This window comes from Belliella aquatica (assembly GCF_014637795.1).
Lineage (GTDB): Bacteria > Bacteroidota > Bacteroidia > Cytophagales > Cyclobacteriaceae > Belliella > Belliella aquatica.
Genome location: NZ_BMFD01000004.1, coordinates 85,363 through 107,777 on the forward strand (window position 1 = coordinate 85,363; position 22,415 = coordinate 107,777).

At 37.6% G+C, this 22,415-nt stretch carries 19 protein-coding genes; 11 read left to right on the forward strand and 8 right to left on the reverse strand.

Features of this window, described 5'->3' with window-relative positions:
• Positions 1-3 precede the first annotated feature (3 nt).
• Together IEV57_RS07105 and IEV57_RS07110 are read right to left on the reverse strand one after the other, a co-directional pair.
• Complete coding sequence (locus IEV57_RS07105) at positions 4-747, reverse strand: carboxypeptidase-like regulatory domain-containing protein (protein ID WP_188441099.1); 744 nt, start codon at positions 745-747, stop codon at positions 4-6.
• 26 nt (positions 748-773) lie between these two features.
• Positions 774-1,865, reverse strand: a complete 1,092-nt coding sequence (locus IEV57_RS07110; protein WP_373282247.1) for a PQQ-dependent sugar dehydrogenase — start codon at positions 1,863-1,865, stop codon at positions 774-776.
• Positions 1,866-1,990: 125 nt separating this feature from the next.
• On the opposite strand from IEV57_RS07110, the gene IEV57_RS07115 reads away from it, so the two are divergent.
• On the forward strand, positions 1,991-3,922 hold the full coding sequence (locus IEV57_RS07115; protein ID WP_188441103.1) for an ABC-F family ATP-binding cassette domain-containing protein: 1,932 nt from the start codon (positions 1,991-1,993) through the stop codon (positions 3,920-3,922).
• 4 nt (positions 3,923-3,926) lie between these two features.
• Here IEV57_RS07115 and IEV57_RS07120 read toward each other — a convergent pair whose 3' ends face one another.
• The 3 genes from IEV57_RS07120 to IEV57_RS07130 form a co-directional block, all read right to left on the reverse strand.
• On the reverse strand, positions 3,927-5,141 hold the full coding sequence (locus tag IEV57_RS07120; RefSeq protein WP_188441105.1) for an arginine deiminase: 1,215 nt from the start codon (positions 5,139-5,141) through the stop codon (positions 3,927-3,929).
• Between the two features lie 522 nt (positions 5,142-5,663).
• A complete protein-coding gene (lysS, locus tag IEV57_RS07125) occupies positions 5,664-7,382 on the reverse strand; it encodes a lysine--tRNA ligase (protein WP_188441107.1) in 1,719 nt (572 codons plus the stop codon).
• 63 nt (positions 7,383-7,445) lie between these two features.
• Positions 7,446-8,633, reverse strand: coding sequence for a proline dehydrogenase family protein (locus tag IEV57_RS07130; protein ID WP_188441109.1), 1,188 nt, complete (start codon positions 8,631-8,633; stop codon positions 7,446-7,448).
• A gap of 191 nt (positions 8,634-8,824) precedes the next feature.
• Here IEV57_RS07130 and IEV57_RS07135 point away from each other — a divergent pair, with 191 nt between their 5' ends.
• Positions 8,825-9,913 carry a chorismate mutase gene (locus tag IEV57_RS07135; protein ID WP_373282230.1) on the forward strand — a complete coding sequence of 363 codons (1,089 nt, stop codon included), beginning with the start codon at positions 8,825-8,827 and terminating at the stop codon, positions 9,911-9,913.
• 1 nt (position 9,914) lies between these two features.
• Here the strand turns inward: IEV57_RS07135 and IEV57_RS07140 are convergent, their stop codons facing one another.
• Entirely contained in the window at positions 9,915-10,304 is a 390-nt protein-coding gene (locus IEV57_RS07140; RefSeq protein WP_188441112.1) for a hypothetical protein, read from the reverse strand.
• A 390-nt stretch (positions 10,305-10,694) separates the two neighbouring features.
• On the opposite strand from IEV57_RS07140, the gene IEV57_RS07145 reads away from it, so the two are divergent.
• The 7 genes from IEV57_RS07145 (at position 10,695) to IEV57_RS07175 (ending at position 17,518) form a co-directional block, all read left to right on the forward strand.
• The gene (locus IEV57_RS07145) at positions 10,695-11,792 is read left to right on the forward strand and encodes a chorismate mutase (RefSeq protein WP_188441114.1); all 1,098 of its coding nucleotides are present in this window, start codon (positions 10,695-10,697) and stop codon (positions 11,790-11,792) included.
• 175 nt (positions 11,793-11,967) lie between these two features.
• Positions 11,968-12,999: a 3-dehydroquinate synthase gene (gene aroB / locus IEV57_RS07150; RefSeq protein WP_188441116.1), complete on the forward strand. Its 1,032-nt coding sequence runs from the start codon at positions 11,968-11,970 to the stop codon at positions 12,997-12,999.
• A gap of 27 nt (positions 13,000-13,026) precedes the next feature.
• The gene (locus IEV57_RS07155; RefSeq protein ID WP_188441118.1) at positions 13,027-14,238 is read left to right on the forward strand and encodes a 3-phosphoshikimate 1-carboxyvinyltransferase; all 1,212 of its coding nucleotides are present in this window, start codon (positions 13,027-13,029) and stop codon (positions 14,236-14,238) included.
• Between the two features lie 103 nt (positions 14,239-14,341).
• Positions 14,342-14,581: a hypothetical protein gene (locus IEV57_RS07160; RefSeq protein ID WP_188441121.1), complete on the forward strand. Its 240-nt coding sequence runs from the start codon at positions 14,342-14,344 to the stop codon at positions 14,579-14,581.
• Positions 14,582-14,695: 114 nt separating this feature from the next.
• On the forward strand, positions 14,696-15,514 hold the full coding sequence (locus tag IEV57_RS07165; protein ID WP_188441122.1) for a prephenate dehydratase: 819 nt from the start codon (positions 14,696-14,698) through the stop codon (positions 15,512-15,514).
• Positions 15,514-16,659 carry a pyridoxal phosphate-dependent aminotransferase gene (locus IEV57_RS07170; protein ID WP_188441124.1) on the forward strand — a complete coding sequence of 382 codons (1,146 nt, stop codon included), beginning with the start codon at positions 15,514-15,516 and terminating at the stop codon, positions 16,657-16,659. The genes IEV57_RS07165 and IEV57_RS07170 overlap by 1 nt, the downstream gene beginning before the upstream one ends.
• Positions 16,660-16,669: 10 nt before the next feature.
• Positions 16,670-17,518 (forward strand): prephenate dehydrogenase, encoded by an 849-nt coding sequence (locus IEV57_RS07175; RefSeq protein ID WP_188441126.1) that lies wholly within the window; start codon positions 16,670-16,672, stop codon positions 17,516-17,518.
• A gap of 206 nt (positions 17,519-17,724) precedes the next feature.
• Here the strand turns inward: IEV57_RS07175 and IEV57_RS07180 are convergent, their stop codons facing one another.
• Entirely contained in the window at positions 17,725-19,017 is a 1,293-nt protein-coding gene (locus tag IEV57_RS07180) for a serine hydrolase domain-containing protein (protein ID WP_188441128.1), read from the reverse strand.
• Between the two features lie 181 nt (positions 19,018-19,198).
• On the opposite strand from IEV57_RS07180, the gene IEV57_RS07185 reads away from it, so the two are divergent.
• Positions 19,199-19,912 (forward strand): SIMPL domain-containing protein, encoded by a 714-nt coding sequence (locus IEV57_RS07185; protein WP_188441130.1) that lies wholly within the window; start codon positions 19,199-19,201, stop codon positions 19,910-19,912.
• 263 nt (positions 19,913-20,175) lie between these two features.
• Positions 20,176-21,687, forward strand: coding sequence for a M20/M25/M40 family metallo-hydrolase (locus tag IEV57_RS07190; protein WP_188441133.1), 1,512 nt, complete (start codon positions 20,176-20,178; stop codon positions 21,685-21,687).
• A 71-nt stretch (positions 21,688-21,758) separates the two neighbouring features.
• On the opposite strand, the gene pyrE is transcribed toward IEV57_RS07190, so the two are convergent.
• Positions 21,759-22,409 carry an orotate phosphoribosyltransferase gene (pyrE, locus tag IEV57_RS07195; protein ID WP_188441135.1) on the reverse strand — a complete coding sequence of 217 codons (651 nt, stop codon included), beginning with the start codon at positions 22,407-22,409 and terminating at the stop codon, positions 21,759-21,761.
• Positions 22,410-22,415 lie beyond the last annotated feature (6 nt).

Sequence of the window (22,415 nt, forward strand, 5' to 3'; positions counted from 1 at the left end):
AAGCTAGTACTTTAATGGCTTATATTTCTTTTTCCAGAACTGCCACCACTTGTTTCTATTTTTAGTAATTATAATCTCTCCAATCAAAACCTCGTTGGATTCTTTTAGCTCAAAATCTTGAAATACAGGGAGCTGATCTTTTTTTAACTTTAGAAAAATTGTTTCATACCCTATGAAACTTACTCTCAATTCTATATTCTTTTTTGCTTCATCCTCTGGAATTACAAGTTTAAATTCCCCCTTTTTATTAGTCACAGTTCCAATAACCGTTTTTCGTATTAATATGGTAGCTCCTGGAAGTTCCATTTTTGATTGACTATCAAGAATCTTTCCTTGGATGAAATTCTTTGTACTATCATTTTTGATTATCTGAAACTCTAACTTTGCAGTCTTTTGTGTTGCTTGATTTGTAATGATATTTTTTTCTTGTGAAAATTGATTTTTAGCGATAATTTTTTCAGATCCAGTAAATAGAAATAAGCTTGCTATAATTTTGAAAGCTATATTTGATTGAAATTTTCTAGCTAGAGTAGGTTGGATTTGATTTTGATCTTTTTTTAACTTTCCACATACTTTATGATTATTAGACTTTAAATAGTGTAGGATTTCTGTGTTTGAATAATTGGTGAAGTCAATAACTGTCGTTCTGCATTTAGAACAATAACCACCATTTTCATTCACTGAAAAAGAATCCCATTTCTTATCACATGGTTTTTCTATTGAAACTTTTAAATTCTTACTGCCCATAGTTTTAAACCTTCAATCTAAAATTTTCACTTTTTATAACTGATCCGATAAATACAATTGGACATGTCATCTGACACCAACATGCTTCCGTCTGGGAGTTGGAGGACATCAACAGGTCTTCCCCAAACCTCCTGTGAGTCTTTATCTAGCCAGCCTTCAGCGAAGACTTCTTCTTTCACCACTTTATTTTGGGCATTGACAGTGATGTTGGTCAGCTGATAACCGACTTTCTTACTTCTATTCCAAGAACCATGTTTGGCGATGATGATGTTGTTTTTATATTTCTCTGGAAACTGTGTTCCTGTATAGAATCGCATCCCCAAAGGTGCTGTGTGTGCTCCTAATTTGGCTGCAGGAGCGGTGTAGGCTTCTTTTGCTTTTCCTTTGCTACCGAATTCTGGGTCTTTGACATCACCAGCATGCCAGTAAGGATAGCCAAAGTGCATGCCTTTTTGTGGAGCATGATTCAATTCACAATCGGGGATATCGTCACCCATCATATCTCTTCCATTATCAGTAAACCAAAGTTCTTTGGTGACAGGATGCCAATCAAATCCAACTGAATTTCTAACTCCACTGGCAAAAATTTCTGGCTTGATAGAAGCTGAATTCACATCAATTCTAGTGATACTTGCAAAAATTTCTTCTGATTCACAGATATTGCAAGGAGCGCCTACAGGAATGTATAACTTTCCATCTGGACCAAAAGCGATAAACTTCCATCCATGATGTGCTTTGTCAGGGTATTGATCAAAAATGATTTCAGATTTGGGGTTGGATAGGTTTTTTTCAATATCCTTGAAGCGATGGATTTTACTTACCTCTGCAACATATAAGTGACCATCTTTAAATGCCACTCCATTGGGCATTCTGAGTCCTTCCGCCAAGGTGAATTTTTGATCAGCTTTTCCATCTTTGTTGTTATCACGAAGGGCATAGACCTTATTTCCTTGTCTATTTCCTACGAAAACAGTCCCATTATCACCGAGGGCTAGTGACCGTGCATTGGGAACATCATCTGCCCAAACTGATATTTCAAAGTTTGGAGGGAGTTTGATGGTTTCAAGTTGAATGTAATTATTTTTATTTTGAGCGCTGCAAGCCATGGAAATCATCATAGCAGCAAGTAGTAGCGTATTTTTTAGCATATGAGTTGTAAATTTACTTGAACTTAAATATCATCATTTTCTTTAAATTTTCCAGCATCTTTCTATATCAATGGGAGATTGCCTATTTTTGCGCCATGTTATCAATTAATAATCTATCGTACTTTATCGGAGGCAGGGGTCTTTACGAAAATGCTTCTTTACATATAAAACCAAAAGATAAAATAGGGCTCGTTGGCTTAAATGGCACAGGCAAATCAACGCTTCTAAAAATCATCAATGGGGACTTCCAACCTTCTTCTGGTGAAATTCAAAAAGCGAAAGATTGTTCTATTGGATTTTTGAATCAAGATTTACTTTCCTATCAATCGGAAGATTCTATTTTGGACGTGGCTTTGGAAGCTTTTCAAGAAACTTTGCGCTTGCAGGAGGAAATAGATGCGGTTCTCAAGCAAATGGAAACGGACTATTCTGATCAAGTGATCAATAAATTAGCAAAACTTCAGGACCAATTTGAAGCAAATGAAGGCTATACTATCAAAGCTAAAGCGGAGGAAGTGCTTGAAGGAATTGGGTTTAATACCAAGGATTTGCAACGACCGCTGAAGACATTTTCTGGGGGTTGGAGAATGCGTGTGATGTTGGCGAAACTTCTTTTGGAAAAGCCTTCCTTATTGATGCTTGATGAACCTACCAACCACTTGGATTTACCCTCTATACAGTGGGTAGAAAATTACCTCAAAACCTATGAAGGTGCAGTAATCGTGGTTTCCCACGATCAGGATTTTTTGGATAATTGTATTGAGTCCACCGTGGAGGTCTCAAATGGCTCTCTGACCTTGTATTCTGGAAATTACTCTTTCTACAAAGAGGAGAAAAAGGAAAGAATGGAAATTCAGCAAAATGCCTATGAAAATCAGCAGCAAATGATCAAGCAAACGGAAAAGTTTATTGAGCGATTCCGTGCAAAAGCTACCAAATCCAACCAAGTGCAGTCTAGGGTAAAAGCCTTGGATAGATTAGACAGGGTAAATGAAGTGGTGGATGATAATATTTCCGTGAATTTTAAATTCAAATTCTCCCAAAAATCAGGTAGAGACATCGTCTCTTTAGAAAATGTTTCTAAAGCTTATGGTGATTTGGTAATACTCAAAAATTCCACTGCTAGGATAGAGCGAGGTGATAAAATCGCATTGATTGGAGCAAACGGAAAAGGGAAATCTACTTTGCTTAGGATTATTGATGGCACTGAACCAATTGAAGGGAAGAGAGAGCATGGATTTAATGTAATCAAATCTTTTTATGCGCAGCATCAGCTGGAAGCGCTAAATGTAAGCAATGAAATTCTTCAAGAAATGTCGCAGGCAGGTTCCAAGAAAACAGAGCAAGAACTTAGGGGTGTTTTAGGGTGTTTTCTTTTTTCGAATGATGATGTTTTTAAGAAAATCAAAGTGCTTTCTGGAGGCGAAAAATCTAGAGTTGCCTTAGCAAAAACATTGATCTCTGAAGCGAATTTTCTATTGCTTGATGAACCGACCAACCACTTGGATATGCAGTCTGTGAATATTTTGATTCAGGCTTTGGAGCAATACGAAGGGACTTTCATTACTGTATCTCACGATAGACACTTTATCAAAGGTGTAGCGAATAAAATCTGGTACATAGAAAATCATGAAATCAAGGAATATTTAGGCAGCTATCAAGAGTATGTGGACTGGAAAGCGAAGCAAGAATTCGTAAAACCAATCACTCCAAGTGTGGAGTCTGCGCCGAAAGTAGAAGCTCCTAAAAGAAAAGAAGTCAACCAATCTGAAGCTAATTTGATCAAAAAAGAGCTGAAGAAAAAGGAGCAAGATCTGGAACAGGTTGAAAATGACATATCAAGTCTTGAGAAAAAGAAAGCAGCTTTGGAAATAGAAATGGCAAAGCCTGAAGTTTATGCAGATGCAGAAAAGTTAGAGGCTTTGAACAAGGATTACGCAGCTTTTCAAGCCAAGGAAGGCGCTTTGAACATCCGATGGGAAAAGCTCGCTGAGGAGATTGAAAGTTTGGAAATGGAATTGAGTTAAAATTCTAGATTTTAGCTCTGCTCAAAGGCATGGTCATGCATCTTGGGCCTCCAAGACCTCGAGAGAGTTCTGAAGATGGAATTTCCAATACTTCTACTCCTAGGTTTCTCAAAGCTCTATTGGTGTGTTTATTTCTATTGTAGGAAATCACCCTTCTTGGGCCGATAGCGAAGACATTGGCACCATCAAACCATTGTTCGCGCATCGCATAATCAGGATTTCCATCAGCAGTATGAAGAATCTCCAGATAGGGGATTTCTTTTTCCAAAACAGTAAGCAAAGATTCATTCAAAACCTCTCTTTTGATATGGACTTTGCCGTCTTTGATTTCTTTGAGCGTGTAGAGGGAAGTCTGTAAAACAGCATTGAGTGCGTCGGGATAGGTCAATACAAGGTTTTCATCCAATATGGTGAATACAGTATCTAGATGCATATAATTCCTTTTTTGAGGAAGATGAACTTCATAAACGCGCTCTACAGTCCCCTCTGCCAGTAGCGCTTTGGCTACATGATAAATTGCTTTTTCATCAGTTCGTTCGGAATTCCCAATTGCAACTGCTTTTTTTGAAAGCACAATAACATCTCCACCTTCTATGCTTGGAGGATTGTCGTGTCCATTGACAGGGTAGAGTTTGTTGACATTTTCTTTGAAGTCAGGATGATTTTCAAAAATGCTTCTCAGCAAATCTGCTTCCCTTTGTCTACCGTCCATTTTCATACTTGAAAAAATGATTCCACCCGGGGTAACAGCCATCGGATCCCTTTGAAAATATAAGTTTGGACTTGGTGGAATTACAAATGCGTAATCCATCAATTCTCCAGCAGATAGATTCGGTATTTTTCGTTTGAGCTCGTGAACTTTCACACCTGCGGTGAGCGCTGTGGCACATTCTGCGGTAGATAATCTACCCATGATGTGCTCCGTCAAATGCGTCATTCCTGATTTTGTAAGCGCTTGTTGCATCAATTGGAAAAGTAGCTTTTCATCTGATAGTACCTGAATTAGTAACTCATGCAACCTGAAAACTTGTGCTCCTGTCGTTTGCTTTATCAAATCTGTAAAAAAATCATGTTCTTTCTGCATCGCATCCAAATAGGGTACATCTTCAAATAGGAGGTATTCTTTGTTGTATGGAGTTAGCCGGTCAATCTCTTTTCCTGGTCTATGCATCAATACAGCCTTCAATGTTCCAAATTCAGAGTTAAGTCTCAAGTTCATGGTTTTATTTTTTACTTGTTTTCTTAAAAATACTGTAAAAAATTTAAAATTTGGTGTAAATAGTGATGTAATTATTGAATTATTCGCAATGATTACAGTTTGGAGTTACAACAAAAGAGTTGTTATCAGTAGCCTAGTTGATCTGTGATCAATGTTTTTTTTGAGATCTGAAAGCGAGGGTGAATAGACTAAATGCAAAAAAATTGGAATAAAAACTTAAAAAATCTTTAAGTTTATTAAAAATAACACGCATATGAACATTTTTGAAATGTTATTTGGGATTGGGCTTATATCAATTTCTATTATAATTTTCATTATCCAAATTAGGGAAAAGGCTTATACAAGAAAAAAATTCAATACTGGAAATGTTAATATTTACTATTCTGGTGTTGTAGCTTTTTTAGCGGGGATGTATTTCTTGATTAATTCTTTTTATGTTTAATAAAAAAAAAGCCGAATCTTCCGACCCGGCTTGTTATTTTATTAAATCTAAAATCAAAGATCTAAAATCTTAAATTAACCTTAGGCTAACCAAGCTTCAACTTCTTCTTTGGTAGGATTGCTTGCGTCAAGTTTGAGTTTTTTTCTTCTTCCGCAGACATCATTGAAAAGCTTATTGGCATCTTGTTCTTTCAATTGATCGATGGTGTAGATATTCAAATCTCTCAATGCAGGAATCAATCCTTGGGCAACTCCCAAAGCCATGAAATCTTCATCGGATGCGATTTTGACTTTTTTCTCAGGACGCATTTGAGGGAAGAATAAAACTTCCTGAATAGTAGTTTTATTCGTCAGCATCATCGTCAATCTATCGATACCGATACCCAAGCCTGAAGTAGGAGGCATGCCATATTCCAAAGCTCTCAAGAAATCATCATCCATCGCCATCGCTTCATCATCACCTCGTGCGGCTAGTTTCAATTGCTCCTCAAATCGTTCTCTTTGATCGATTGGATCATTCAACTCTGTGTAGGCATTGGCGATTTCTTTTCCATTTACGAACAACTCAAATCGCTCTACTAGACCTGCTTTGGTTCTGTGTTTCTTAGCCAAAGGAGTCATCTCAATAGGGTAATCTGTGATGTATGTAGGTTGGATAAGGTTTGCTTCTACTTTTGCACCGAAGATTTCATCCACCAACTTTCCCTTACCCATGCTTGAATCAGTTTCGATACCAAGATCTTTACAAACTTGTTTCAAACCTGCTTCATCCATTTCAGAGACATCTATTCCTGTATATTCCAAGATGGAATCATACATGCTGATTCTTCTGTAAGGTCCTGCAAAGTTGATTTCCTTATCTCCAACAGTAACTGTTGTTTTATCATGGATGGATTTGGTTACTTTTTCGAGAAGTTCTTCCACCATTTCCATCATCCAAATGTAGTCCTTATAAGCTACATAGATTTCCATGGAAGTGAATTCCGGATTGTGAGTGCGGTCCATTCCTTCATTTCTGAACATTTTCCCAAATTCATACACTCCGTCAAATCCTCCAACAATCAACCTCTTCAAATACAATTCATTGGCAATCCTCAAATACAAAGGCATATCCAAAGTATTGTGATGGGTATTGAAAGGTCTAGCTGCTGCACCACCGTGAACAGCTTGTAGAATTGGAGTTTCTACTTCCAACCAGCCGTGGTCATCAAAATACCTTCTCATATTTGAGATGATTTTTGTTCTAGTGATGAACACCTCTTTCACATCGGGATTGACTGTCAAATCAACATAGCGCTGTCTGTATCTCATTTCAGGATCTGTAAATCCATCATAGACATTTCCTTCTTCGTCTCTTTTGACAACAGGAAGAGGTTTTACGGCTTTAGAAAGCACTTTGAGATCAGTTACATGGAGGGAAATCTCACCTGTTTGAGTAGTAAAAATATAACCTTGAACACCAATGAAATCACCGATTCCCAATAGTTTTTTGAAAACAGTATTGTAAAGCGTTTTGTCTTCGCCTTGGCAAATATCGTCTCTTCTGACATAGATTTGAAGTCTACCCGTAGAATCCTGAATCTCCGCAAAAGAAGCAGAACCCATGATTCGACGGCTCATCAATCGACCCGCAATGGTGATGCCTTTGTAGTCAGTTTTGTTGTTTTCGTAATTTTTATGAATATCTGCCGCAGTCACGTTGATAGGAAAAGACTCTGCTGGGTAAGGGTTGATTCCCAGTTTCATCAATTCTTCTCGATCTTTTCTACGCTCTATTTCCTGTTCGCTTAATAATTGCATTTGTTCAATGATTTGAGATGTTGAGCGAAATTATATGAACTGCGCTCTGTGTTGGTTTATATTTTATGCTTTGACGTTTCTTCTTCTTGCGATTTCCTTTTTGATCAAGTCAAATTCTCTCGAACTCTGACCTGCCACGGAAGTATTTTCCTCTGCTCTTCTGCCCAAATAAGGCATTACTTTTTCTACTGGGCCATAAGGAACATACTTTACTACATTATATCCTGCATGGGATAAGTTGAATGAAATATTATCACTCATTCCATAAAGCTGAGCAAAATAAACTCTTTCGTCGCTCGGGCTAATATTAGCTTCTTCGATTAACTGGGTTAATAGGATATTACTTTTTTCATTGTGTGAACCTGCCACGAGACTAACATGACCATGGTTTTCAATACAAAAGCGTAGTGCTTCATCAAAATCTCTGTCTGTTGATGCTTTATCTGGCTGTATAGGGCTTTTATATCCCTTATCTTTTGCACGATCTCTTTCCTTTTCCATATATGCTCCTCTCACGAGCTTAGCGCCAAGTTTATATCCTTTATGTGCCGCAACTGCTTGTGAAGATTTGAGTCTTTGCAACATTTCGTGCATATACATTTGATAAGTATTGTAGACAATGCAATCTTCTTGATTGTATTTTTCCATGGCCTCATAAGCCATTTGATCTATGACGTCTTGAAAACAAGATTCTTCAGCATCAATCAGGATTTTGGTTTTTGCTTCAAAAGCAGCTCTACACAATTCGTCTACTCGAGCTTTCAGCTTGTCAAAGGAAGCTTGCTCTTTTTCAGAAAGCTTTTTCCCTTCCTGTACTTTGGTCATGATTTCGTAGCTACCAAGACCTGTCACTTTAAATACAGCAAATGGAATATTTTCATCGCCAGCCGATCTTTCAATGGTTCTCAAAATCTCATTTTTGGTTGCTTCATAACTGGCTTCGTTTCCTATGCCTTCTACAGAATAATCCAAGATGGTTTTGATATGAAATGCTGCCAATTCATCTACGGTGGCTTGAGAATCTTCTATGCTTTCACCACCACAGAAATGCCCAAACATCGTTTTTTTCATCAAACCTTTGATGGGTGCCTTAATAGCGAATGCAAAATTCGCCATTTTAATACCCAATTTTACAGCGGCGTTGTTATTCATAGTAGCGAAAATGAGATACATTTTTCTCAATTCTGCATTTGATTTAGAAGCGAAAGCGACTTCTAAATTTTCCAAAGAAATTTTCGTTTTTGTGGGCATATCCTGATAATCGAGCTGCAAATATACGCTAACAAACAAAGCCTTCCAAACCTTATATGGCTCTTAGCGCATTTGTTCAAACTATTTTTAATCTTTATGATCTTTTATCAAAAAGCGAAATATTGATACATTTTTGAGGGAATAACTTTTTACCTTAGGCAATTGTTAACTTGCTAAAAATATAAGCCCATTTGGAAACGAGAACTTTTGAGCATTGGGGAATGAATCTCCAAAATCCCTTGATTATAGCAGGACCCTGTAGCGTAGAGACACCTGAGCAGTTGGACAAGACCGTATCAGGTTTAGTAGATCAGGGTGTGAAAATCATTCGTGGCGGTGTTTGGAAACCGAGAACAAGACCAGGTAATTTTGAAGGAGTAGGAGCAATCGCTTTGCCTTGGATCAAGGAAGTGAAGGGGAAATATGGTGTAAAGTTCGCGATTGAGGTAGCAAATCCCAACCATGTGGAGCAAGCGCTCGATGCGGGCATTGATTTGTTATGGATTGGAGCAAGGACCACTGTTAATCCGTTTGCGGTTCAAGAAATTGCCGATAGTTTAAAGGGAGTAGACGTGCCTATTTTTGTTAAGAATCCAGTTAATCCAGATTTGGCACTTTGGATCGGTGCTATGGAAAGATTAGATCAAGCAGGTTTGAAGCGAATAGGAGCGATTCACAGAGGTTTTTCTAATTTCAATGATACTAAATACAGGAATTCTCCGATGTGGCAACTGCCGATTGAATTAAAAACCAAATTCCCTAATCTACCTTTGTTGAATGATCCCAGTCATATTGGTGGAAAGAGAGACCTGCTATTTGATATCGCACAGATGGCTTATGACTTGAATTTCGATGGTTTGATCGTAGAATCTCATATCGATCCTGATAAGGCTTGGTCAGATGCGGCGCAACAATTGACTCCGGAGGCATTTGGTGTAATGCTCAAAAGACTTAAAACCAGAAATACTGGATTGGAAAATCCTATTTTCAAACATCAATTAGAACAATTGAGAGAACAAATAGATGAAGTAGATCGGGAACTATTAGAAGTGATGACTCGCAGGATGAATCTGGTAGAGCAAGTGGGCGAATATAAAAAATCAAATAACTTGACCGTTTTTCAAATCGAAAGGTGGAAGAAGGTTTTCAAAACTAGAGCAGAATGGGCGCAGGCTATGAATTTGAATCCTGAATTCGCTAGAGAAATTTTTAAACTTATTCATACCGAATCGATCAGTAAGCAAACAGAAATTATGGAAGGAACAAAGCTGGAAAAGTAAATTAGAATTCCACATGATAAACATCCGTTTGATTCCTCGGAATTCCTAAAACACTAAATCCACCTGATTGTGGGATTTCCTCAATTAGATCAAATGACTTACAATCTTTGGATAGTCCTTCGAAAATCAAGGTAAATTGAAATAATTCAAAAGGCTTGATCACGGTCCACATTGGAAAAAATGTAATATTATCAATGTTGAGCAATTTGGATTTATGGCTGTCACCTGTCGGGATCAAAAAAGTACTGTTCCATATTCTAATCAGTTGCTCCATCGGGCCATTTTTGAAAGAGCATTTCACGATAACTTGTTTTTCTACAGCCTCATCTGAAACAATTTGCTCTAATATTTCAGGATCAATTTCTGTTTTTGGTTTGGTGATCGTTTCCATATTTCTTTATAAGAAGGTAATCCAATATTCTAATGAGTTTTTCAAAAAGATGGTTCCCAGATATTGAAGAGTTTTGGAAAATCGAGTCCAAATTATATTCTGCACAAAATCGAATTTCTATACTCTTTTGATGAATTGGTAACAATATTGGCTAGTTTTATCTAATCGGTAAAAAAATATTGAAAAATTAATTTGTTTTTAAAAAATGACCATTTACATTTGGAGTATGTTAATCACAGCAGCGATCTATTTTACTTTCTTTTATTTTTACTTTCGTCCCAAAGGTCGAATCGGAGCTGCGTATTGTCTAGTCAAAAAATAAACAATCATACAAACACAGAAGCCCGATTCGCAAGAATCGGGCTTTTTTTATTCAAACCAATTAAACTCATGGAAAATCACTTACAAACAAAAGACTGGGGACTAGGATTAAATGGTCATTTGATCATTGCAGGACCTTGTAGCGCAGAAACGCCAGAGCAGATAGAAAAAGTCTGTTTGGATATGAAAAAGGAAAATATGATTCCTCACCTATTCAGAGCGGGAATTTGGAAACCAAGAACTAGACCGGGGAGTTTCGAAGGGATTGGGGAAGAAGGACTGACGTGGATGGAAATCGTGAGAAATCACCTGAACATTCCGATCACGACTGAAGTTGGAAATGCTGCCCATGTTGAATTAGCATTGAAGCACAAGGTGGATGTACTTTGGATAGGGGCAAGAACAACAGTTAATCCGTTTGCTGTGCAGGAAATTGCTGATGCATTGAAAGGCGTAGATATTCCTGTGATGGTAAAAAACCCAATGAATCCTGACCTTCAACTGTGGCTGGGAGCTTTGGAAAGACTTCAGACTGTAGGGATCAATAAATTGGCTGCTATTCATAGAGGATTCTCTGATTCTTATGATAAGCGTTTTAGAAATAAGCCAAATTGGTCTATGCCAATTCACTTAAAGAGAGAGTGGAAAGGAATGGAAGTGATCAACGACCCTAGTCACATCGTAGGAAATAGAGCTGGTATTTTAGAGACTGCTCAGCGTGCGATTAATTTTGGTTTGGATGGACTGATGATCGAAACGCACCATGATCCTGATAATGCCTGGTCTGATGCAAAACAGCAAGTTACTCCAGCTGCTTTAAAGCAAATTCTTTCTCAGATAGACTTTAGAGAAACTGCTGGTTCTGAAAACCCAAGCGAAAGATTGAATGATTTGAGATCGGCCGTAGATCATTTAGATGATCAACTGTTGGATTTGCTACAAGAAAGATTCTCCATGATCGATCAAATTGGAGCTTACAAAAGAGAAAATCACCTAACCGTATTCCAATCGGACAGATGGAAATATGTAATGGAATCTAGAACCCAAAAGGGGGTGACGAAAAATTTGAGTGAAAAATTCATGAAAGAATTACTTTACTGTATTCATGAAGAATCTGTCAAAAGACAAGAGAAGCAATTAAGAGAAGCGGATCCAGTTAAGAGATAGTAAATAGATTAAAAGGTTAAAATGTTGAAAGGTTTAAAAGTTATTGGCAATCATTGATTTCATTTTGTATTTAATCAAAGCTAATTTCAAACTTTTCAACATTACAACTTTGCGATTTTATAACTTTTATCCCCGGGCTTTTTGTAATTTCGAGTCAATTAATAATATAGAAAAATTGGAATCAATTATATTTTCTAATACCATATTGGATGATCTTGCTGGGTTTTTGAACAGACAGGATTATTCCCAACTCGGATTGATCATGGATAGCAATACACAGCAGCATTGCTATCCATTGATTAAATCCAAGCTACCACCACATCAGACTTTCGCTTTTACAGCGGGAGAGATCAATAAAAACTTGGATACCTGCACTCAAATCTGGCAATGGATGACAGACTGTGGATTCGACCGAAAAGCGCTGATCATCAATCTTGGTGGAGGCGTGACTGGTGATATGGGTGGCTTTTGCGCTAGTACTTACAAAAGAGGTGTTCGCTTCATCAATATACCAACCACACTGCTTTCACAGGTCGATGCTAGCGTAGGAGGAAAGCTTGGGATTGATTTTAATGGTTTCAAGAATCATATCGGTGTTTTTGCAGAGCCTATTGCTGTTCTAATTTCAGATGAATTTCTCAAAACACTACCCGAAGTAGAACTCAGATCCGGATATGCAGAAGTGGTCAAACATGGCTTGATCCAAAATGCAGATTATTTTTCTTGCCTGAAAATTCAAGATTGGGAATCTCAAGATTGGAAGACCTTGATCGAAAAGTCAGTCAGCATAAAAAAGTCAGTGGTAGAGAAAGATCCGAAGGAATCGGGATTGAGGAAAATTCTCAATTTTGGGCACACCATTGGTCATGCTTTTGAATCCTTTTATTTGGATTCTGACAAGCATTTACTTCATGGAGAAGCAATTGCCATCGGAATGATTTCTGAAGCTTTTCTCTCAAACAAAAAATCAGGATTGACTTTAGATGAATTGAAGCAAATCACAAATTTACTCTTGGGAGTGTATGGGAAAATAGAAATTCCAGCTGCTGATGTTGATGCTATTGTAACGCTTTGTTCACAAGACAAGAAAAATGATTCAGAACGCATAAATTTCTCCCTTCTCAGGAAAATCGGACAGTGCGAATACGATATCACAGGGAGTACAGCAGAAATCAAAGAAGCGATCGCATTCTACAAATCCCTTTAATAATCTCTTTAAGCTTATCTATACCTAATGAATACCATTACTTTATCTCAACTATCAAAATTCAACTTTACGGATATCCCTCTTCCTTCTTCAAAAAGCGAAAGCAATAGGGTATTGATTATTGATGCTTTGACAGAAGGTGAAAATCAGATTAGCAATCTTGCTGAGGCAAGAGATACGCAAACGATGATTCGTTTGCTGGAAACTAACCCACCTGTTTTTGATGTGCTTGATGCTGGTACGACCATGCGTTTTCTTACCGCCTTTGCTACAATCACTAATCAGAATAAGATCATGACTGGTACCGATAGGATGTGTGAGCGCCCTATAGGAATCTTGGTAGATGCACTGAGAGAGCTCGGTGGGGAGATACATTATATGAACAAAGAAGGCTACCCACCTTTGGCAATTCACGGCTTTAGCAATCAAAAAACCAATAAAATCAGGATTAGAGGAGACGTAAGCAGTCAATATATTTCAGCTTTGTTAATGATTGCACCGATTTTGCCAGAAGGATTAGAGTTGGAGCTGGAAGGCAAAGTAGGCTCGAGAACTTACATAGAAATGACACTAGAGTTGATGGCGCAATTCGGTGTGACATTTACTTGGGATGAAAATAGGATTCATGTTGCTCCTCAAAAATATCAGCCAACAAGTTTCGCCGTTGAATCTGATTGGTCAGGTGCAAGTTATTGGTTTAGCCTGTTGGCATGTGCTGAAGAAGGAGAATTGTTCTTAAGAGGATTGAAGCAAGACAGCCTTCAAGGTGATTCCAAGATCGTAGAAATTATGGATCATTTGGGAGTTAGAAGTGAATTCAATGACTCGGGGGTTAAATTGACCAAGCAATCTGTCAAAGGATTGAAGTCATGGGATTTTACTCATTGTCCTGATTTGGCACAAACGGTGGCTGTCACGTGTGCAATCTTAGGTCAGAAAGTAGAGTTTTCTGGGCTTGAAAGCCTAAGGATCAAAGAAACAGATAGAATCTTAGCCTTGCAGCAAGAACTAGCCAAGTTCAATGCACAATTGGTCGAAGGGAAAGACGAGGTATTCACGCTTATTCCTTCAGTTGATATTCCAAATGAAGTAAAGATTCATACTTATGATGACCACAGGATGGCGATGGCATTTATGCCATTGATGACCAAAACTCAAGTCATAATCGAAGATCCCGAAGTAGTCAACAAATCCTATCCAAGTTTTTGGAAGCACGTGGGGTTTGTGAAAGAATTGTAAGGTTTGAATTTGTCTCTACTGTTTTCAAAAGGAGAATATAGGAATGAATAGTACAATTGGCAGTTTAATTCATCTTTAAAAATAGATTTACGTATATTTAAACATGGACATTTCAGTTAACCTTAAACTTGAGCAGATAAAAGAATTGCTGAGCAGTTTATCTCCAAAGCAGTTTGAAGCAGTTAGAAAGTATGTGAACGAGATCTCACATGATGAATCTTCGAGCTCATTTGAGAAGATAAATTTAAAGCAACTTTTGAAAAATGCACCTGTAATTTCAGATCAAGAAATTGAAAAAATTCAAGAAGCAAGAAGTTTATTAGCGTTATGGAGAAACGAATAGTTTGTTTGGACACTTCTGTGCTTTTAGATTTTTTCCGAAAGAAAAATCGAAGTAAAACATTTTGAAAGAATAACAGGGTTAGCACTTTTATCACCTGAAAAATAGTCTCTTCCAATGAAAATATCAATACAAGGAATACCAGGTTCTTTTCATCATCAAGTGGCGCTCAATTGTTTTGGAGAGGACGCAGAGATTTTGGGTTTTAGGACTTTTGAAGAAGCTGCCAAATGTGTGAGTAAAGGAGAATGTGAATTTGGGATTTTAGCCATTGAAAATTCAATCGCTGGTGCTATTCTTCCAAATTATGAATTGATAGATCGCTATAATCTCACTATCAAGGATGAATATTACTTGCCAATTTCTCATAATTTGATGTGTCTGAAAGGTCAGCAAATCGATGATATCACTGAAGTAAGATCTCACCCTATGGCCTTGTTGCAATGCAAGAAGTTTTTTGAAGCCTATCCAAATATCAAATTAATTGATGATGTCGATACAGCTTCTGTTGCGCGAAGAATTAAAGATGAAAAACTCAAAAATGTTGCTGCTATAGCAAGTACTACAGCTGCGAAAATATACAGACTTGAGATACTTGCAGGCGATATTCAAACTGTTAAAAATAATTTTACCCGATTCATTATTTTACAGAAACCTATTTTGGATTTAGGATTAGTACAACCTAATAAAGCTTCTATCAAAGTAACTGTTAACAATGAAAAAGGCATTCTTGCAAAATTATTGTCATTGATCAGTAGCTCTGGTTTGGACTTGAGTAAAATTCAATCTATCCCCGTGATTGACAAACCATGGGAGTATGCATTTTTTATTGATTTGCAATTTGAGAATTATCAAGCCTATCAGTCGGTAATTCAAGATATAAAAAGTGATTTTGGCGATGTGAAAATTTTCGGGGAATACGAGAACAGAAAGTAATGAAGGGTTTTTCTAATCGGCTAATACACATTGAGGAATATTATTTTTCCAAAAAACTTAAAGAAGTCCGTCAGTTGATTTCTGAAGGGAAGCCTGTAATAAATATGGGCATCGGAAGTCCGGATTTACCACCGCACCTATCCGTGATCCAGGCACTCCAAGAAACTGCCTCAGATTCCCTTGCCCACGGGTATCAAGGATATCAGGGAATTCCTGAGTTGAGAAAGGCTTTTGCTGATTTTTATCAAAAGCATTATGAAGTTGATCTCAAACCAGACTCCGAAATTCTCCCTTTGATGGGTTCGAAAGAGGGAATAATACACATCTCCATGGCGTTTTTGAATGCAGGTGACGAAGTTTTTATCCCAAATCCCGGTTATCCCACTTACGCCTCGGCAGCACAGCTTGTGGAAGCTAAGGCTGTTTTCTATGACTTGGATAAAGCAAATGACTGGCAGCCAAATTTTGCAGCATTGGAAAAGAACGATCTTTCCAAAGTAAAATTGATGTGGGTAAACTATCCCCACATGCCGACGGGTGCTAGAGCTAGTCAAGGATTATTTGAAAAGATTATTCAGTTTGGGAAGAAGCATGACATTTTAATCATTCACGATAATCCTTACAGCTTTATTTTAGAAGATAAACCTTCAAGTATTTTGTCCATAAACGGAGCAAAAGAAATTGCAATAGAGCTCAATTCCCTCAGTAAAACCGCAAATATGGCGGGATGGAGAGTTGGAGCTTTAGTGGGGAAGGCAGAATTGGTTGATGCAGTGCTGAAAGTAAAAAGCAATATGGATTCAGGGATGTTTCTAGGGATCCAAAAAGGTGCTATTGCCGCACTTTCATTGGGTCAAGATTGGTATGCTTCGCTGAATGAGACTTATGCGAAAAGAAGAAACTTAGTCTGGGAAATAGCTGACCTTTTGGATTTGGAGGTAGAAAAAGACGCTGTAGGGATGTTCGTTTGGGCGAAAATCAAAAACGATAAAACAGATATAGATTTTGTGGACGAATTACTTGATCAACATCACTTGTTTATCACGCCAGGAAGTATTTTTGGAAGTCAGGGAAAAGGATATGTTCGTTTTTCACTTTGCATTTCAGAAGAAAAAATAAAAGAAGTAATCAATAGAATCAAATAAAACCATCAATATGAAAAAGATACACATTATCGGGTTAGGACTTTTGGGAGGTTCTTTTGCCTTAGCTTTAAAACAGGCTAAACCTGATATTAAATTTACTGGGTTTGATGCCAATCCCAAAAATCAAGAAGATGCTCAAATCTTAGGAATCATAGATGAAGCCAAAGAAGAACCAGATGCAGATACTGATGTCATCATTTTAGCGACTCCAGCGAATACGCTATCTGGACTTCTAATCAAATATTTGGATCAAGTAGGGCCAAATACATTGATTATAGACTTTGGTTCTACGAAGGAGAATCTTTGCAAAGCGGTTACAGAGCATCCTAAAAGAGCCCAATATTTGGCAGGACACCCAATTGCAGGTACGGAATATTCAGGACCAAAAGCTGCTAAAGCTGACTTATTGGATAAGAAAGTCTTTATCATCTGCGAAATGGAATTGACTGATGTGCATTTGAAAGGGATGGCTTATGATATCTTGGAAGCGCTCAATATGAAGCTGAGATTTATGGATGCGGAAGAGCATGACAGACACCTTGCCTTTGTGTCGCATCTTTCGCACGTATCTTCTTTTATGCTTGGCAAGACTGTTTTGGATAAGATGGAAGATGAAAAAAATATCTTTGATATGGCAGGTTCAGGTTTTGCATCTACAGTAAGGTTGGCCAAATCATCTCCTGCTATGTGGGCACCGATTATGGAGGAAAACAAAAAAAATATGCTCGAAGCCTTGAGTCTTTATATATCTAATTTGTCAAAATTCAGAGATAAAATCATTGCTGAAGATTATGAAAGTCTAGCTTCAGAAATGCAAAAAATCAATAAAATTGGAGATATTTTAGATTTAGGAAAATAAAGTAAAATCCCTGTTAGTTTGCTAGCAGGGATTTTTAAATCTTTAGAAAGTCTATAAGGTGTGATTTCAAGTGGTTCTAGGAATTCAAATAATAGAATTTCGCCTGGATCGATGTTAACTAATTTTCCATTTGTGATGATTTAATGATAGTCAACTATTGATACAGGAGAAGCTTGCCCTTTTTCCCACTGAAATATAATACGCCATTAATTTTCGGCCTCAAACGCCCCATTCACCATTTGCTCAAATGGTCCATAAAGCTTTTGTTGATGATATGATGGGTACATTTGCGTAAGCAGCATGGCTACAGAATTTCTTGCAGGATCTATCCAGAATGTGGTTTGAAAGGCACCTCCCCAAGAGATTTTTCCAGGAATCCTTCCAAAACGTAAATCTCCATCTTCTGGAACAACCTGATAACCATAGGTGAAATGATCTCTACCCATTCTAATTTCTCCGATTTGATTGTTTTTTGCGAATGCGACAGTTTCCTTTTGTAGGATTCTTATGCCATTTAATTCTCCATCATTGAGTACCATTTGACAAAATTTGAAGTAGTCCTGAGCTGTAGAACTCAGACCAGCTCCCCCTGAGAAATAAGTTTTTGCTCCTTTGATTGGGAAGAAACCGGATAAGCCTCTATTTGGATTTTCTGGGAACTCCACTAAAGGCTCAGATCTAGTATTTGCATACATAGTCGTAAGCCTCTCTGCCTGAGCTTCATCATCGAAATAAAATCTAGTATCATCCATGCCTAGTGGATCAAAAATATTTTCCAACAAATATTGATCAAATGATTGTCCTGAAGCAACTTCAACTACTCGTCCTAGCACATCTATACTCAATCCGTAAGTGAATTTCTCACCCGGTTCATGTTTCAAAGGGAGTTTCCCTAGTTTAGCAATGCTTTCCTCCAGCATGATTGGCTTCAAAGTGGTCAAATCTATGATTCCTTCTTTGGCATAAATCTTATTCATCAAAGTATCTGCAAAGCCATAAGAAATTCCGGAAGTATGGGTCAATAGATCATGGATAGTCACTTCTCTAGAAGCAGATCTTGTCGTGTAGCTGGAGTCAGCAGGATTTACATCAACCAATATCTGAGGGTTTGAAAACTCAGGAATATATTTGGAAACAGGATCTTTGAAATCCAATTTTCCATCTTCATACAATTTAAGAATTGCAATAGAAGTGATAGGTTTGGTCATGGAGGCCATTCTGAAAATATCATTTGTCTTCATCGCTTTATTTTGAGCTATGTTTTTGTACCCAAATGCATTTTCATAGACGATTTCCCCATCTACCGCCACCAATGCAACTGCTCCAGCAATCCATTGATTATCTACTGCTTTCTTAAGCAAGATGTCAATATTGCGAAGTGAATCTTGGTTGACTTTTTCTGAAATGGAGAAATTTACATTTGTTCCTTGACAGAAACTGAGAATAGGGATGAGGAAAGCGAATACTGATAGGGCAAAAAGCTTGTTAATATTTTTCATAGTATGGAAAATTGTTGAGACATAATGGGATGTTAATTCGTCATGAATGTGGTTTGATAATTTCTTACCCTTAAATTTAGGATAAATACTTTCTCAAGAAAATCAATTTTGGGAATTAACAGATATTAAGTTTTTGTGGCTTGGGATTTGAATACTGTAAACAGACTAAAATCTATATTTTATGAAAAAACTACTCTTTATATTACCCGTTTTGCTACTGCCATTATTTGCTTCTGCACAGCAACAATCTGTCCCATCGATTGAAGTAGATGGCGCCAGTGAAATCAAAGTGATGCCAGATGAAGCTACTATTAATATGAATCTCCGAGAATTGGGGATGAAAGTTTCAGACGTAACTAACAAGCTGAATAAAAAGACAAAAGCAATCGAAGATGCATTGAAAAAGTCAGGTGTAAAAGATTACAAATTTGTAGTGGAAAACTACTATGTCAATATCAATAGAATCTATACCAGAGGATCTTCTAAAGATAGTGGATATGTTGCCACCCAAAATATCAAAGTCGTACTCAAGCAAAGAGATAATGATTTAGTGAAAATCGTCGAATCAATCAATGAATCGGCTGACTTAAGTTATAATGTGAGTTTTGGTATTTCTGAGAATCAAAAGAAATCTTATCAGGAAAAGCTTTTAGAATTGGCTTTGCTTGATGCAAAGAGAAAGGCTGATATCATTGCTAAGACCATGGGGATCGATCAAATCCGAGTTTATAAAGTTAACTACAGCTCAGGTGCTAGTTTCCAGCCAACTGAGTATCGAATGGAAACGATGATGATGAAGACAGCCTCTGAAGATAGAGTAGAGCCTACTTTTAGTCCCGAAGAACAGACGCTGACAGATAGGGTAAATGTGAGTTTTACATTCATCCACAAATAAATATGATTATCCGCAATGACGACAGGAGGTGAATATTTTAATTATAATTATGCGAATAATAGTCCTCAGTCGACTGACCTCAGCTGAAATGATGAACTACATACAACATTATGTATGGCTACTGCCAAGAAAGCGGGTATACATATAAAAATAAATAAACCAGTCCATTCGGGACTGGTTTATTTATTTTGAGCCGTTTATAGAATTGACTTTTAAATTTATTTATTGTGGCTTAAATTCAACCATGCTAAATCACATTCACCATGAAAATCTATAAACTTATAAGTGCCATTTTTTTATGTCTTCCAGGCTTGGTTCAAGCCCAACATATTGATCTTCAAAAAACGACAGAAAGGCACCTTGTCAATGGTGTTAAGTTGCTCAATGAGCTTGTCTCAATACCCAACGATTCTAATCATCCTGATCAGCTTGTTCCTAATTTAGAATGGTGCGAAGAGAATTTTTCCAATAGAAATTGGAGTATTCAACAATTAGCTACCAAAGGATTCCCTTTGATGTTAGCAAGCTACGAAGTGGAAGCTACGAATAAAACAGTCTTGTTTTATTTCCATGTCGATGGCCAGCCTGTTGATAGAAAAAAATGGAATCAAGCGGATCCATACACCCCAGTGTTGAAGAAAATCAATGAATCTGGGGATTGGGAAGAGATTTCGATGGATAAAATTGAAGAAGGAATTGATGATGAATGGAGGATATATGCAAGAGCAGTATCAGATGACAAGGGTCCTTTAGCTATGTTTTTGACTGCTTGGGATGCCATGATTGCAGAAGGTCATTTACCCAACTACAATTTGAAAGTGATTTTGGATTTTGAAGAAGAAATTGGGTCTCCGAATTTACCCGCAGCTGTTTTGGATCACCGTGAAAAACTCAAGGCAGACATGATGCTAATCATGGATGGGCCAAGACACCTGAGCAATGAACCAACATTGAGTTTTGGCGCAAGAGGTATTTCAGAAATCACTTTGACTGTTTTTGGTCCTAGAGCGGCGCAGCATTCTGGACATTATGGAAATTACGCTCCCAATCCAGCACTTAGGTTATCCAAATTATTGGCATCAATGAAAGATGATGAAGGTAGAGTGATCATTCCGGGATTTTATGATGGGATTAATTTAAGTCCAGAAGAGAAAATGATCCTTGATGCTGTTCCAGATGATGAAGCAGAAATCAAAAGAAAACTTGGAATTGGCTTCACAGACCAAGTTGGGAGCAATTATCAAGAGTCAATTCAATACCCCTCTTTAAATATCAGAGGCTTGGGGTCAGGATGGATAGGAGCGGAGTCAAGGACAATCGTACCTGCTGATGCTACAGCAGAGATCGATATCAGATTAGTACCTGAAAGTGATCCAGAGAGGTTATTTGGATTGGTTCGCAGTCATATTGAAGAACAAGGCTATCATATCTTGGACAGAGAACCCACAGACGAAGAACGGATGAAATATCCTAAACTTGTCAAATGGAAAGGAACAATTTCCTATCAGGCATTTCGAACGCCATTTGATTCGGAACCGGGTATATGGTTAGAAAAAGCTTTCATAAGAGCATTTGCTAAATCTCCAATAAAGATCAGGATCAGTGGAGGTTCACTACCAATTTCTCCATTTGTTGATGCACTGGGTTTTCCAGCTGTGACCATACCAACAGTCAATTCAGACAACAATCAACATGGTCCTGATGAAAATATCAGATTGGGAAATTACAGAGAAGGAATTATGACAGCATTATCTATTCTGACTGAGAAGTTGTAGAAATAGATATAAAAAAAGAGAGCTTTCGTAGCTCTCTTTTTTACTTTCAATTAAAAATAATATTGTGATGGTTATTCTTTTCCCCACACAGCGGGATCTTTTCTCCATTCTACTAATGAAGCCAAGGTTTCATCGTCATTAATATAGTCATTAGCCAATGCCTGTGGTAACATCGCTGCATAATCACTCAAGCAAATCAAATCTACTCCTGCATTTTTGAAGTTCTCTGCTGCAACATCAAATCCATATGTGAAAATTGCAACCATTCCCAACACCTCAAAGCCAGCGGCCTTCAGATCAGCTACAGCTTTTAAAGAACTACCTCCCGTAGACACTAGATCCTCTACAACTACGACTTTTTGACCCGGTGTAACCTTTCCTTCGATCATGTTTTCCATTCCATGGCCCTTTGCCTTCGATCGAACATAAATAAATGGTAATCCCAATCCATCTGCTAAAAGTGCTCCTTGTGGAATCCCAGCTGTTGCAACACCAGCGATTGCCTCAGTTTGAGGAAAGTAATGTTGGATGGCTTTGATCAAATGGTCTTTGATCAGATTTCTCACCTCAGGGTAGGAAAGAGAAAGTCTATTGTCACAGTAAATCGGTGATTTCCAGCCAGAAGCCCAAGTAAATGGTTTGTCAGGTTGAAGACGAATTGCTTTGATTTCTAGAAGTTTTGAAGCTACTTCAGCCGCTACAGTTTTATCAAATAATTTCATACCTCA

Coding starts and splice junctions, on each gene's coding strand:
- IEV57_RS07170 (WP_188441124.1), top strand. CDS start 15,514: ATGAAGGGTTTTTCTAATCGGCTAATACACATTGAGGAATATTATTTT.
- IEV57_RS07160 (WP_188441121.1), top strand. CDS start 14,342: ATGGACATTTCAGTTAACCTTAAACTTGAGCAGATAAAAGAATTGCTG.
- IEV57_RS07120 (WP_188441105.1), bottom strand. CDS start 5,141: ATGAACTTGAGACTTAACTCTGAATTTGGAACATTGAAGGCTGTATTG.
- IEV57_RS07185 (WP_188441130.1), top strand. CDS start 19,199: ATGAAAAAACTACTCTTTATATTACCCGTTTTGCTACTGCCATTATTT.
- IEV57_RS07145 (WP_188441114.1), top strand. CDS start 10,695: ATGGAAAATCACTTACAAACAAAAGACTGGGGACTAGGATTAAATGGT.
- lysS (WP_188441107.1), bottom strand. CDS start 7,382: ATGCAATTATTAAGCGAACAGGAAATAGAGCGTAGAAAAGATCGAGAA.
- IEV57_RS07190 (WP_188441133.1), top strand. CDS start 20,176: ATGAAAATCTATAAACTTATAAGTGCCATTTTTTTATGTCTTCCAGGC.
- IEV57_RS07165 (WP_188441122.1), top strand. CDS start 14,696: ATGAAAATATCAATACAAGGAATACCAGGTTCTTTTCATCATCAAGTG.
- IEV57_RS07110 (WP_373282247.1), bottom strand. CDS start 1,865: ATGATGATTTCCATGGCTTGCAGCGCTCAAAATAAAAATAATTACATT.
- IEV57_RS07140 (WP_188441112.1), bottom strand. CDS start 10,304: ATGGAAACGATCACCAAACCAAAAACAGAAATTGATCCTGAAATATTA.
- pyrE (WP_188441135.1), bottom strand. CDS start 22,409: ATGAAATTATTTGATAAAACTGTAGCGGCTGAAGTAGCTTCAAAACTT.
- IEV57_RS07180 (WP_188441128.1), bottom strand. CDS start 19,017: ATGAAAAATATTAACAAGCTTTTTGCCCTATCAGTATTCGCTTTCCTC.
- IEV57_RS07105 (WP_188441099.1), bottom strand. CDS start 747: ATGGGCAGTAAGAATTTAAAAGTTTCAATAGAAAAACCATGTGATAAG.
- IEV57_RS07130 (WP_188441109.1), bottom strand. CDS start 8,633: ATGCCCACAAAAACGAAAATTTCTTTGGAAAATTTAGAAGTCGCTTTC.
- IEV57_RS07175 (WP_188441126.1), top strand. CDS start 16,670: ATGAAAAAGATACACATTATCGGGTTAGGACTTTTGGGAGGTTCTTTT.
- IEV57_RS07155 (WP_188441118.1), top strand. CDS start 13,027: ATGAATACCATTACTTTATCTCAACTATCAAAATTCAACTTTACGGAT.
- IEV57_RS07115 (WP_188441103.1), top strand. CDS start 1,991: ATGTTATCAATTAATAATCTATCGTACTTTATCGGAGGCAGGGGTCTT.